Below are 12,967 nucleotides of genomic sequence, written 5' to 3'. Positions count from 1 at the left end.
AAATAGTTTATCAATGAATACCGAAAAAGTAGCAGAATATATTATAAATTGGTTAAAAGAATATGCAACAAACGCAAAAGTAAATGGGTTTGTAGTTGGTGTTTCTGGCGGAATTGATTCTGCACTTACCTCTACTTTATGTGCAAAAACAGGTTTACCTACTTTATGTGTAGAAATGCCTATTCATCAAGCGGCAAGTCAAGTTTCTAGAGCAGAAGAACATATTGCACAATTAAAAAAACGTTTTTCTAATGTTTCTGAAGCAAGAGTAGATTTAACTTCTACTTTCGAAGATTTTAAAAATGCAGTTCCAAGTATTGAAAATTCTGCAAAATTAGATTTGTCTTTAGCAAATACTAGAGCTCGTTTACGAATGACAACTTTGTATTATTTTGCTGGTATAGAAGGTTTACTAGTTGCAGGAACAGGAAATAAAGTTGAAGATTTTGGTGTTGGTTTTTACACAAAATATGGTGATGGAGGTGTGGATTTAAGTCCGATTGCAGATTTAATGAAATCGGAAGTTTATAAATTAGCAGCATATTTAGAAGTGCCAAACTCTATACAAAAGGCACAACCTACAGATGGTTTATTTGGTGACAGTAGAACTGATGAAGATCAAATTGGTGCTTCTTATGATGAATTAGAGTGGGCAATGCATATGGAAGACAAAGGTAAAACTGCTGATGATTTTTCTGGACGAGAAAAAGATGTTCTCAAAATTTACACTCGTTTAAACACAATAAATCAACATAAAATGTTGCCGATTCCTGTTTGCGAGATTCCTAAAAAGTTTATGTAGATTAATATTTAAGTATAAAAAAACGCCTTAATTATAATTAATTAAGGCGTTTCTTAAGTTTTTTATTAAAAAACTTGTTACAGTAGGTTTGCAGCAATCATTATTTTTTTAATTCTTTGCTGAGTTCTTTTCTTAGACCCTTTAGATATTTCAAATGGTAAAAGAATAAATAATTGGACAATTTTTAAAATTTGTAATATTTTTTTCATAATACATGTTTTACTTTTTCTTACGACAAATATACAAAATATTTTTTCTGCTTATATTTAACTGCGTTAAGGAAAAACCCCTTTTTTTTTACTTTTAATAATAGTCTATTTTTATAAAATATTCACTCTAAAAACAAACACTAATTAACTACAATTCAACAATCTAATAGACAAATATTACTAATTCTATAGAACCATAAATTAACATTTACCAAACTTGAAAACTAAGACAGAATCAATTAAACAACTCTTTTAAGCTTTTCTGAAAGTCGAATTCTTAAAGAATTATAGCTCATAATCTCTTCTTTTTCTTCATTCGTAAATTCTTTTCCTTGAACCAAAAATTTATTTACTAATCTATCAATTAAAATTCTACGCAAATTATAAATTACATCAGAAACCGCTTTTGGTAATACTTCTAAAGCAGATTTAACCTCAATACTTTTTCTACCCCAATTACTTAATTGATATTTTTCTTCATCCATTAAAATAGACGTTACTGTAGTTGAAATGTCTATATTTTTATTATTTACAAATTTATCTATTTCTAATTTTTCAGATTGATTTAATTGATGAATCATTTCTGTATAAATTTCTTGAAAAAGAGGATTTGTAAATTCTATTTCATCTTCTTGTAAATGCAAATAAATTTCTGCGGAAACTAAATTTTGGTATTTTCTATTAGAAAATGTTTCTCTTCCTCTTTCATCAGTTGTAACAACTTCTTCAGAAAAACCTACTTCTTCATTTCCAAATAATAACAAAATTTTTATAATTTCTTTTTCAAGAATTGATAATTGATCTATTTTTTGAGAAGCAACTGGCCCTTTTTTAACAAGTGCCATCGAAGCCTGTTCTTGTTCATAAAAATATTCTGGTGGAGGCTCATTGGGATCTACATTAGTGTTGTAACTTGGAGTTGGTTTTTTCTTCTGAGTTGTTTCTTTTTTTAATAATTGTGCTAATTCACTAAACAAAACACGCTCAGAAATATCCATAATTCTAGAACATTCTTGCACATAAACCTCTCTTTGAATTCCGTCTGGAATTTTAGAAATACTAGTAACAATGTCTCTAATTACTGATGCTTTTTTTATAGGATCATTATTAGAATCTTTTAATAAAAGTGATACTTTAAAATTGATAAAATCTTGCGCAGAAGTTTCTAAATATTCTTTTAATTCTGTATTTGTATGCGATTTTGCAAAACTATCTGGATCTTCGCCATCTGGAAATTGAACTACTTTTACGTTCATTCCTTGTTCTAGAATTAAATCTATTCCACGAATTGACGCTCTAATTCCTGCTGCATCACCATCAAAAAGTACTGTTATATTTTTTGTTAATCTGTTTACTAATCTAATTTGATCTGATGTTAATGCTGTACCAGAAGACGCCACAACATTCTCAATTCCTGATTGATTAAAAGAAATAACATCTGTATAACCTTCTACTAAAAAACAATTATCTTGTTTGGCAATCTCTTTTTTTGCCTGATAAATTCCGTATAAAATTTTACTTTTATGGTAAATATCACTTTCTGGCGAATTTAAATATTTAGCTGCTTTTTTATCTGCAGTTAAAATTCTACCACCAAAACCTAAAACACGACCAGACATTGATTGAATAGGAAACAAAACTCGTCCTTTAAAACGATCAAATTGTTTGTGTTCTTTAACAATCGTCAATCCTGTTGATGCTAAATATTTTAGATCGTATCCTTTTGCTAAAGCTGCATTTGTAAAATTACTCCATTCATCTAAACAATATCCTAATTGAAATTTTTTAATTGTTTCATCTGTAAAACCACGCTCTTTAAAATAAGACAAACCAATTGCTTTACCTTGGTTTGTATTGAGCATTAAATTATGAAAATAATCTTTGGCAAAATTAGATACCAAAAACATACTTTCTCTTTCATTAGTTTGCTCTTTTTGTTCGTCGGTTTGCTCGGTTTCTTCAATTTCTATATTGTATTTTTTGGCTAACCATTTTAATGCTTCTGGATACGAAAAATGTTCATGTTCCATTAAAAAAGAAACTGAGTTCCCTCCTTTTCCGGTAGAGAAATCTTTCCAGATTTGTTTTACTGGCGACACCATGAATGAAGGAGATTTTTCATCAGTAAACGGACTTAATCCTTTAAAATTACTTCCTGCTTTTTTTAACTGAACAAACTCACCAATAACCTCTTCTACTCTGGCAGATTCAAAAACTCGATCTATTGTACTTCTAGAAATCATTTATTTTATATAACAAAGGGGTAACAAATATAAGAATTAGTAGTTTTATAATTCTAAAAAAGATAAACTTCAAAGATTTTAAAAACCTTTGAAGTTTATCTAAGTTTAAAAAAAAGACAACTTTCTTTTTTAATCTACTCTACGCGTTAAGGATTGAGCAATTGTTTGAGCTCTTTTTTGTTTTTACAAAAAAAGCGAGTGCGAAAGCCTGACCCTTGTGGTAACGCCCAACAAAACTTAAGAAGCTGCTCTTAATTTTTTTAACGTAGTATTTGTTAATTTAGTTTCTGCGTATTCTTTATTTACATTAAATAATTTATCATCAGAACTTGGTAAATCAAACATTGCATCTGTAAAAATTGCCTCGCATAAAGAACGTAAACCTCTTGCTCCTAATTTATATTCTATTGCTTTATCTACAATATAATCTAAAGCTTCTTCTTCTATTGTAAATTCTACTTCATCCATCAAAAACAACTTTGTATATTGCTTAATAATAGAGTTTTTTGGTTCTGTTAAAATTGCTCTTAAGGTTTTTGCATCTAAAGGATTCATGTAACTTAAAACAGGTAAACGCCCAATAATTTCTGGAATTAATCCAAAAGATTTTAAATCTAAAGGCGTTATATATTGTAATAAATTTTCTTCATCAATTTTATCATCTTCTAAAGAAGCACCAAAACCAACAGCTTGTCTGTTTAAACGTTTGCTAATTTTTCTATCAATTCCTGAAAAAGCACCACCTGCAATAAATAAAATATCTTTGGTATTTATTTCGATAAATTTTTGCTCTGGATGTTTTCTACCTCCTTTTGGTGGCACATTTACTACAGAACCTTCTAATAATTTTAACAAAGCTTGTTGAACACCTTCACCTGAAACATCTCTTGTAATTGATGGATTATCGCCTTTTCTGGCAATTTTATCAATTTCATCGATAAAAACAATTCCTTTTTCTGCTTTTTCTACATCGTAATCTGCCGATTGTAAAAGTCTACTTAAAATACTTTCTACATCTTCACCAACATAACCTGCTTGTGTTAAAACGGTAGCGTCTACAATAGAAAATGGCACATTTAACATTTTAGCAATCGTTCTTGCAACCAATGTTTTTCCTGTTCCTGTTTCTCCTACCAAAACGATGTTAGATTTTTCTATCTCTACTTCATCATCTGTATCTTTTTGCAATAAACGCTTGTAGTGGTTATAAACTGCTACAGACATTGCTCTTTTAGTTTCTACTTGACCAATAATATATTGATCTAAAAACTGCTTAATTTCTAAAGGTTTTTTAAGAATTAAGTCTTTTGATAATTCACTCGATTTTACATTAGATATTTCTTCTAATACAATACCATGCGCTTGTTCTATACATTTATCGCAAATATGAGCATCAATACCTGCAATTAGCAAATCTGTTTCAGCTTTTTTTCGTCCACAAAACGAACACTCTAAATTTTCTTCTTTCGACATTTAATTTGGTTTATGGTTTATGGTAATTCGTTTTTGGTAATAACCAATAACTACTAACCAACAACTAACAACTACTATTTTCTAACTAAAACTTCATCAATCATACCATAAACTTTAGCTTCTTCTGCTTTCATCCAATAATCTCTATCAGAATCATCATGAACTTTTTCTATAGTTTGTCCAGAATGTTTTGCAATAATTTGATACAATTCATCTTTTAATTTCAAGATTTCTCTTGCAGTAATTTCGATATCTGAAGCTTGCCCTTGAGCACCGCCTAAGGGCTGATGAATCATAACTCTAGAATGTGGTAAGGCAGAACGTTTTCCTTTTGCACCTGCACACATTAAAACTGCACCCATTGAAGCTGCCATTCCTGTACAAATTGTTGCAACATCTGGCTTAATAAATTGCATAGTATCATAAATTCCTAAACCAGCATAAACGCCTCCACCAGGAGAATTAATGTAAATTGAGATATCTTTGTTTGCATCTACACTTTCTAAAAACAATAATTGGGCTTGAATAATATTAGCAACTTGATCGTTAATTCCTGTTCCTAAAAAGATAATTCTATCCATCATTAAACGAGAAAAAACATCCATTTGAGTAATGTTCATTTGACGTTCTTCCATAATGTAAGGAGTTAAACTACTTGTAATTTTTGTATAGCTAGTACTACTAATTCCGTGATGTTTAGTAGCATATTTTTCGAACTCTTTTCCGTAATCCATTGGTGATTATTTTTAATATTTTGATTTGTAAAGATAAGAAACTATTTATTAGTTTTTTGTTAATGCAAATGCTAAAAAAACCTGAATTTAAAAATTCAGGTTTTAGCTTATTCTTTTCAGAAATTGATCATTGCGATTAAAAAAATGACAAAAGTGATCTCTTTTTTACACCAAAGAGATTACTTTGCTTCTCGTAATAATTTTTACTTATAAACTTCTTTAATAAAGTCTTCGTAAGAAACTTCTTTAGTTTTAAAGCTAATTTTCTCTTTAAAAAAAGTTAATAATTTATTACTAATTAATTGTGCTTGTAATTTTTGAGCTTCTTCTTGATTTTGTAAAACTCTACCAGCAATATCTTCTAATTCTTTTTCTTCTGGATTCATATTACCAAATTGAGCCATTTGCGAACGGATAAATCCTTTTGCATAATCGATCAATTCTTTATAATCGATTTTGATATCGTTATCTTTCATAATCTTACCTTCGATTAATTGATAACGTAAACCTTTTTCAGATTTTTCATATTCTGCAGCCGCTTCTTCCGCTGTTAATGGTTTTTCACCAGCAGTTTGCAACCATTTTTTTAAGAAATCTGCAGGTAAATCAAATTTAGTATTTTCAACTAAATACTCAGTAACAGCATTTAATAACTGTTGATCTCCTTGCTGTAGAAATTGCTTTTCTGCATCTTCTTTAATTTTTTCTTTCAATTCTGTTACATTCGTAACACTTCCATCAGCAAATAATTTATCAAACAATTCTTGATCTAAATCTGCAGGTTCTGTTTTTGTAATATCGTCGATAGTAAATGTAACAGTAATTTCTAAATCGTGAATTTCATCATGAGAAACATCTAAAAGATGTTGTAATCTATGATCATCTTCAAATAAACCTTTAGTTCCTAACTCAACAACATCACCTAATTTAGCACCAATAAATTTAGCCTTATTATCTCCTTTTAATTCTTTTACAGAAAAAGTAGCTTTTTTATTGATTTCTTTTTCTTCGTTTACGAAAGTTCCTGATAAATTAGAATCCTCATCAGCATCATCTAAAGAATTAGCGTTTCCATAACGAATTTGAATATTTTTAACCTCTTCTTCTATTAATTCATCTGTAGCAACAATATTATATTGTTGTATTTTATTTTTCTCACTTAAATCAACATCAAATTCAGGAGCTAAACCTAATTCAAATTCAAAAGTAAAAGTATCTGCATCCCAATTAAAGTCTTCTTTCATTCTAGGTAAAGGATTACCTAAAATATCTAATTTTTCATCACCCAAATACTTATTTAAAGAAGTCTGTAAAAGCTTATTAACCTCATCTATCATTATAGATTTACCATATTGCTTTTTAATCATTCCCATTGGCACATGACCTTTTCTAAAACCAGGAACATCCGCTTTTTTTCGATAATCCTCTAAAAGTCCTGATACTTTTGCTTGATAATCTTCTGCAACGATATCAATTTTTACAACTGCATTTAATGCGTCTACGTTTTCTTTTGTAATATTCATTTCTTATTATGTCTAGTTCTTAAAAAATCGAGTGCAAAATTAATCAATTTTATGAATACTACAAAGGTTTAAATAGTTCTATTTCAGCATTTTCATTTTATTTAAAAAATTAAAAATCAAAACAATAAGTCTGACTTTAAAAAAAATAAAAAAATTCCGTAATTTTGCACAACTTTAATTCTTTTCAAATAAAAAAGGATTTACAAACAATAAACTAGATGCAATACAAAAGAATTCTTTTAAAATTAAGTGGTGAAGCCTTAATGGGCGATAGACAATATGGTATAGACCCTAAACGTCTTGCAGAATACGCAAAAGAAATTAAAGAAGTTGTAGATAAAGGTGTTGAAGTTGCCATTGTTATTGGTGGTGGAAATATTTTTAGAGGCGTTGCAGGTGCAAGTAATGGTATGGATCGTGTTCAAGGAGATCATATGGGAATGCTAGCAACTGTAATTAACGGACTAGCTTTACAAAGTGCTCTTGAAGACGAAGATGTGCACACTCGTTTACAAACTGCTCTTGAAATTAAAGAAGTTGCAGAACCTTATATTAAACGAAAAGCAAATAGACATTTAGAAAAAGGTCGTGTTGTTATTTTTGGTGCAGGAACAGGAAACCCTTATTTTACCACGGATACAGCTGCTGTTTTAAGAGCAATTGAAATTAATGCTGATGCTATTTTAAAAGGAACTAGAGTTGATGGAGTTTACAACACCGATCCAGAAAAAAATAAAGATGCTATTAAATTTGAAACAATTACATTTAAAGATGTAATTTCTAAAGGTTTAAAAGTAATGGACATGACAGCTTTTACTTTAAGTGAAGAAAACAAATTGCCAATTATTATTTTTGATATGAATGAAAAAGGAAACTTAATAAAATTAGTTTCTGGAGAAAAAATAGGTACAATAGTAGACAATTAACATGCAAAATCTTTAAATTTAAAAAGATGAACGAAGAAATTGAATTTATATTAGACGCTGCTAAAGAAGCAATGAATAATGCACTTGATCATTTAGATAAAGAATTACGTTCTATTAGAGCTAGCAAAGCTACACCTGCAATGCTAGGCACTGTAATGGTAGATTATTATGGTTCTCAAACACCATTAAGCCAAGTTGCTAACGTTAGTACTCCAGACCCAAGAACTTTATCAATTCAACCTTGGGAGAAAAATATGTTACAAACTATAGAAAAAGCAATTATGTTAGCTAATCTTGGTTTTAACCCAATGAATAATGGTGATGTTATTATGATAAACGTACCACCATTAACAGAAGAACGAAGAATTAACTTAGCAAAACAAGCAAAAGCAGAAGCAGAACACGCTAAAGTTGGTATTAGAAATGCTCGTAAAGAAGCTAATAATGATATCAAAAAAGTTGATATTTCTGATGATATGAAAAAAATTGCAGAAGATGAAGTGCAACAATTAACAGATACTTTTGTAAAAAATATTGATAATAAATTCTCTATAAAAGAGAAAGAAATAATGAAAGTTTAGTCAAAAAAAAAAAAAATGATAAAAAAAAGGAGTGTTGTAAAGCACTCTTTTTTTTTAACACACAATTACTAGTTAACTAATTTCGCACAAAAAAACATTAAATGAATTTCTGGACAAAAGTTGCCGGTATAATACTTAGAAACAGGCATTTAATCTTAATAATTATTGCAATTATTACTGGCTTATTAGCATCACAAATGAAGTATATGAAGTTTTCATATACAGAAGCAAACTTGTTACCAGAAAACGATGAAGCAAATTTAGAATACAATAAATTTCTTGAAATTTTTGGTGAAGAAGGTAACTTAGTAATTCTTGGTATAAAAGATTCTACTGTTTTTACTCCTAAAAAATTTAATGCATGGAACAATTTAGTACATCAGTTTGAAAATTTAGATGAAATAGATTTTACAGTTTCTATTGCTGATGTTAAAAAACTAAAAGCAGATAGAAACAAAAGAAAATTTATACTAGAGCCCTTATACGAAAAGGATCCTACAACAACAAAAGAGGTTTTTGAAATTAAAAAACAACTTTTTGAAAAGCTTCCTTTTTATGATAACCTACTTTTTAATAAAGAAACAGGAACCTTACAAACTGCCATTTATATTAAAAAAGAAATTATAAATACACCAGCTCGTAGAGATTTTATTTTTGATAAACTAATACCAACTATAGAAAAATTTGAGAAAGAAAACAACCTAGATGTTCGTATTTCTGGAATGCCTTATATAAGAACACTAAATGCACAAAACATACAAGACGAAATTCTACTTTTTGTTGTTGGCGCATTAGGCATAACTGCTATAATATTTTTCTTCTTTTTTAGATCTTTTAGAGCCACATTTATTACTCTTTTAGTAGTATTAATAGGTGTTATTTGGGCTTTTGGCTTTATTGGTTTATTTAGATATGAAATTACCGTTTTATCAGCATTAATACCACCATTAATTATTGTTATTGGTGTACCAAATGCAGTTTTTCTCATCAATAAATATCAGCAAGAAATTAAAAAACATGGTCAACAAGCAAAAGCTTTACAACGTGTAATTTCTAAAATAGGAAATGCAACCTTAATGACCAATATTACAACTGCATCTGGTTTTGCAACTTTTGTTTTTGTAAAAAGTAATTTATTACGCGAATTCGGAATTTTAGCATCAGTAAACATCATTAGTATTTTTATTTTGGCGCTGTTAATTATTCCTATTATTTACAGTTTTATGCCACTTCCTAAAAAGAAGCATTTAAATCATCTTGAAACAAAATGGATTGAAAATGTTGTTAATTGGATGGAAAAAACTGTAAAAGAGCAAAGAATTTCTATATATATTGCATCTGTTGTTGTTATTATTTTAGGAATTATTGGCGTTTATCAAATTAGAGTTTCTGGAAGTTTAATTGAAGACATGCCTAAAAGTACGGGCTTTTATAAGGATATAAAATTCTTTGAAAAGGAATTTGGCGGCATTATGCCTTTAGAAATATTAATTGACACTAAAAAAGACAAAGGTGTTATGAAATTATCCACCTTAAAAAAGATGGATAAAATTAATGAAACTATAGAAAGTTTTCCTGAATTATCAAAACCAATTTCTGTAGTTAACTTAGTAAAATACTCTAAACAAGCATACTACAAAGGAAATCCTAAATATTATCAACTACCAACTAGTCAAGAGCAAAGTTATATTTTTTCGTATACAAAAAACTCTAATAGCGAAGCCGGAATGTTAAAGAATTTCGTTGATTCTACTGGTCGTTACGCAAGGATAACTACCTTTATGAAAGATATCGGTACAGATAAAATGGATATTATTCAAGAACGTTTAAAAGCTGTAATTAATAAAGAATTTCCTTCTGACAAGTTTACAGTTTCTGTAACCGGTAAAGCCTTAGTTTTTATAAAAGGAACTAATTATTTAATAAATAATTTAGTACTATCATTATCATTAGCTATTATTTTAATTGCTCTTTTTATGGCATGGATGTTTAGATCTCCACAAATGATCTTAATTTCTTTGTTACCAAATATATTACCTTTATTAATTACCGCCGGATTAATGGGCTTTTTAGATATCCCAATAAAACCATCTACAATACTAGTTTTTAGTATCGCTTTTGGTATTTCTGTAGATGATACAATTCATTTTTTAGCAAAATATAGACAAGAATTAATGGACAGTAAATGGAAAGTTAAACCTTCTGTTTACGCAGCATTACGCGAAACTGGAGTAAGTATGTTTTACACTTCTATTGTTTTGTTTTTTGGGTTTTTGGTATTTACACTTTCTAGTTTTGGAGGCACAATTGCCTTAGGAGGCTTAGTTTCTATAACCTTATTGTTAGCAATGGTTTCTAACTTATTACTTTTACCTTCTTTGTTACTAACCTTCGAAAAGAAAATTGCTAACAAAAGAGTTTTTAAAGAGCCTTCTATAAAAATTATTCCAACGAAAGACGAAATATCAGAAGAATAAAAAAACCTTTACTATTTTAAAATAGTAAAGGTTTTTAAACGAATCTAAGTTAGGGGACAAATTCATCTTAATCGATAGCAAAGTTTTATAATTCCTTTTTCATAGCGAATCTTTTTACTTACTCTTTTTCAATAGAATTTATTCAAAAATAAAGTATATTTACAAAATTGTCAACTGTGTCTTTTCGCAGTTTTATATATTTTTGTAAGAAATGAAGAATAAATTTGGAGAATATACAAGAGAAAGAGTATCAAACATACCTTTTGACGCAAATGATCCTGTTTACAAAGAATACAAAACAAGAGTACCTCATTTCATTGGTCAAGCTATTTATATTTACTCTTTTGAAAAAAATAGAATGCTTTATGCTTATGGATGGGAAGAAATGTTAGGCTACAAAGATGAAGAAATAACATTATTAACAATTGTTAGCTCAACATCTAAAAGACACTTCAACTTCTCTAACGACTTAAATGACAAAGGGTTACAGTATTTAAAAAATATAACCGAAGATTTAGAAAAATATAGTTTTACTTTAGAAGTTGAAAAAATTCATAAAAACGGAGAAATAGTTCCACTACTTTCTAGAGTTGGAATTTATAAATCTCATAAAGGAACAATTTTAGAAATAATCGGTATTTCAGAAAAAATACATGCCAGAAAATTAGGAGATATTATGCAATATGCAGCTTATGGACCAATAACATCTGGTTTTGAAGAATCTCTTAACGATCAATTGTTTAATAAATTAGGAATTTCCAGAAAAGAAAAAGAAGCACTAGAATTTGCTGCTAAAGGATATGCTTTTAAAGAAATTGCCGAAAAATTAAATGTTAGTCAATCTGCAATTGAAAAAAGAATTATTCCTTTATACAAAAGGTTTAAGGTAAAAAGTTTACCGCATCTTATTAGTTTTGCACATGCTAATCATATTTTGTAAAATTTTTACTTTATAAATTTATTGTAGTAATTTTTTGTTCTTCTACGCCAATATTTAACAACATTTCTTTCCAATCATCTTTATTTTTTTCATCTAAAGGCTGCTTGTTTCCTAAAACCCAAATTATATTTTTATTTTTTAGAATTTCTCTATTTTTCTTGTTTTCTAATTTTAGAGTATCAATAAAACTTAACAATTTTGTTGGCGAAATTAATTCATCCTGAATAGGTTCACTTGGGTTTATATCATCAATCATTAAAAAATCTACAGTTTTCCAATTCCAAATTTCATGAGATTCTAAAACATCTCCTTCATCTTTAAAAAAATAATTGAACATTTTTATAGCATTTACATATAAACAACTATTATTTTTTATGCTTAATTCATTTAATATTCCAACGCCTAAACTTGTTTTTCCAGCACCTAAAGATCCAAAAAGCAATAAATGATTTCCGGTGTTTTTTAAATCTAAAAAGTTCTCAACTTTTAATTTATCGGAAGAATTTATAGTAAAATCCCACTGACTTAATCGAAATTGAAAAGGAAATCTAGCATAAAATTGATACATTTTGGTTACATACCAATATCTAGTGGCAAATGCTAAATAAATAGACAAAACTGCAAGAATAATTATAATAGTATTGTTGTTAAATTTATAGATACAAAAAGCAAACAAAAAACTGCCTACAATAAAAAAGCATACATCTGTAAAGGTATCAAAAGCAACATTAAACCATTTAGGGCTAAAGATATATTTGACCTTTTTTTGTATAAAAAGAACATCAGAATTAGATTCTTTTTTGCTTAATAATGGTCCTAAAAAGTTATATAACTCAAACAAAAACCAAAAAGCAGAAACATATAAAGCAGCTTTTAATGCATCTAAATTTAACAAATAATACACTAAAAAAGAAGGAATAAATCCTAATGAAATATGCCCAAATTGATTTGCCAACCAAGCATATGTTAAAGTTACACCTCTATATGAATCTTTACCAATTAAATCTGCTTTTAATTGTTGTAGTATTCTTTTGAAAGGAATTTTATTTTTCATAGTTT

The 12,967-nt window shown here is 28.5% G+C and carries 11 protein-coding genes; 5 read left to right on the top strand and 6 right to left on the bottom strand.

What is annotated here, in order from left to right:
* Positions 1-13: 13 nt before the first annotated feature.
* Positions 14-802, top strand: a complete 789-nt coding sequence (nadE, locus tag BLT70_RS01340) for an NAD(+) synthase (protein WP_091890496.1) — start codon at positions 14-16, stop codon at positions 800-802.
* Positions 803-879: 77 nt separating this feature from the next.
* On the opposite strand, the gene BLT70_RS17490 is transcribed toward nadE, so the two are convergent.
* From BLT70_RS17490 to tig, 5 genes are all read right to left on the bottom strand, one after another.
* Positions 880-1,011 (bottom strand): hypothetical protein, encoded by a 132-nt coding sequence (locus BLT70_RS17490; RefSeq protein WP_302847797.1) that lies wholly within the window; start codon positions 1,009-1,011, stop codon positions 880-882.
* A 239-nt stretch (positions 1,012-1,250) separates the two neighbouring features.
* On the bottom strand, positions 1,251-3,254 hold the full coding sequence (dnaG, locus tag BLT70_RS01335; RefSeq protein ID WP_091890493.1) for a DNA primase: 2,004 nt from the start codon (positions 3,252-3,254) through the stop codon (positions 1,251-1,253).
* Between the two features lie 237 nt (positions 3,255-3,491).
* Positions 3,492-4,727, bottom strand: a complete 1,236-nt coding sequence (gene clpX / locus BLT70_RS01330) for an ATP-dependent Clp protease ATP-binding subunit ClpX (RefSeq protein WP_091890490.1) — start codon at positions 4,725-4,727, stop codon at positions 3,492-3,494.
* A 74-nt stretch (positions 4,728-4,801) separates the two neighbouring features.
* Positions 4,802-5,461 (bottom strand): ATP-dependent Clp endopeptidase proteolytic subunit ClpP, encoded by a 660-nt coding sequence (gene clpP / locus BLT70_RS01325; protein WP_091890487.1) that lies wholly within the window; start codon positions 5,459-5,461, stop codon positions 4,802-4,804.
* 203 nt (positions 5,462-5,664) lie between these two features.
* A complete protein-coding gene (tig, locus tag BLT70_RS01320; protein ID WP_091890484.1) occupies positions 5,665-6,984 on the bottom strand; it encodes a trigger factor in 1,320 nt (439 codons plus the stop codon).
* 218 nt (positions 6,985-7,202) lie between these two features.
* Between tig and pyrH the strand changes: the two genes are divergently transcribed.
* From pyrH to BLT70_RS01300, 4 genes are all read left to right on the top strand, one after another.
* Complete coding sequence (pyrH, locus tag BLT70_RS01315; protein ID WP_091890481.1) at positions 7,203-7,910, top strand: UMP kinase; 708 nt, start codon at positions 7,203-7,205, stop codon at positions 7,908-7,910.
* A gap of 26 nt (positions 7,911-7,936) precedes the next feature.
* Entirely contained in the window at positions 7,937-8,491 is a 555-nt protein-coding gene (gene frr, locus BLT70_RS01310) for a ribosome recycling factor (RefSeq protein WP_091890478.1), read from the top strand.
* A gap of 101 nt (positions 8,492-8,592) precedes the next feature.
* Positions 8,593-10,968: an RND family transporter gene (locus BLT70_RS01305; protein ID WP_091890476.1), complete on the top strand. Its 2,376-nt coding sequence runs from the start codon at positions 8,593-8,595 to the stop codon at positions 10,966-10,968.
* A gap of 211 nt (positions 10,969-11,179) precedes the next feature.
* Positions 11,180-11,908 carry a LuxR C-terminal-related transcriptional regulator gene (locus tag BLT70_RS01300; protein ID WP_091890473.1) on the top strand — a complete coding sequence of 243 codons (729 nt, stop codon included), beginning with the start codon at positions 11,180-11,182 and terminating at the stop codon, positions 11,906-11,908.
* A gap of 10 nt (positions 11,909-11,918) precedes the next feature.
* On the opposite strand, the gene BLT70_RS01295 is transcribed toward BLT70_RS01300, so the two are convergent.
* The gene (locus BLT70_RS01295; RefSeq protein ID WP_091890470.1) at positions 11,919-12,962 is read right to left on the bottom strand and encodes an ATP-binding protein; all 1,044 of its coding nucleotides are present in this window, start codon (positions 12,960-12,962) and stop codon (positions 11,919-11,921) included.
* Between the last annotated feature and the right edge of the window lie 5 nt (positions 12,963-12,967).

The sequence above is a fragment of the Polaribacter sp. KT25b genome (assembly GCF_900105145.1).
Classification (GTDB): Bacteria; Bacteroidota; Bacteroidia; order Flavobacteriales; family Flavobacteriaceae; genus Polaribacter.
Note: the sequence above shows the minus strand (reverse complement) of the source record. Positions and strands in the feature narration are given on the sequence as shown.

Excerpts from the sequence above, each read along its gene's own strand:
- frr (WP_091890478.1), top strand. The coding sequence starts at position 7,937 with ATGAACGAAGAAATTGAATTTATATTAGACGCTGCTAAAGAAGCAATG.
- BLT70_RS01305 (WP_091890476.1), top strand. The coding sequence starts at position 8,593 with ATGAATTTCTGGACAAAAGTTGCCGGTATAATACTTAGAAACAGGCAT.
- clpX (WP_091890490.1), bottom strand. The coding sequence starts at position 4,727 with ATGTCGAAAGAAGAAAATTTAGAGTGTTCGTTTTGTGGACGAAAAAAA.
- tig (WP_091890484.1), bottom strand. The coding sequence starts at position 6,984 with ATGAATATTACAAAAGAAAACGTAGACGCATTAAATGCAGTTGTAAAA.
- BLT70_RS01300 (WP_091890473.1), top strand. The coding sequence starts at position 11,180 with ATGAAGAATAAATTTGGAGAATATACAAGAGAAAGAGTATCAAACATA.
- BLT70_RS17490 (WP_302847797.1), bottom strand. The coding sequence starts at position 1,011 with ATGAAAAAAATATTACAAATTTTAAAAATTGTCCAATTATTTATTCTT.
- nadE (WP_091890496.1), top strand. The coding sequence starts at position 14 with ATGAATACCGAAAAAGTAGCAGAATATATTATAAATTGGTTAAAAGAA.
- pyrH (WP_091890481.1), top strand. The coding sequence starts at position 7,203 with ATGCAATACAAAAGAATTCTTTTAAAATTAAGTGGTGAAGCCTTAATG.
- BLT70_RS01295 (WP_091890470.1), bottom strand. The coding sequence starts at position 12,962 with ATGAAAAATAAAATTCCTTTCAAAAGAATACTACAACAATTAAAAGCA.
- dnaG (WP_091890493.1), bottom strand. The coding sequence starts at position 3,254 with ATGATTTCTAGAAGTACAATAGATCGAGTTTTTGAATCTGCCAGAGTA.
- clpP (WP_091890487.1), bottom strand. The coding sequence starts at position 5,461 with ATGGATTACGGAAAAGAGTTCGAAAAATATGCTACTAAACATCACGGA.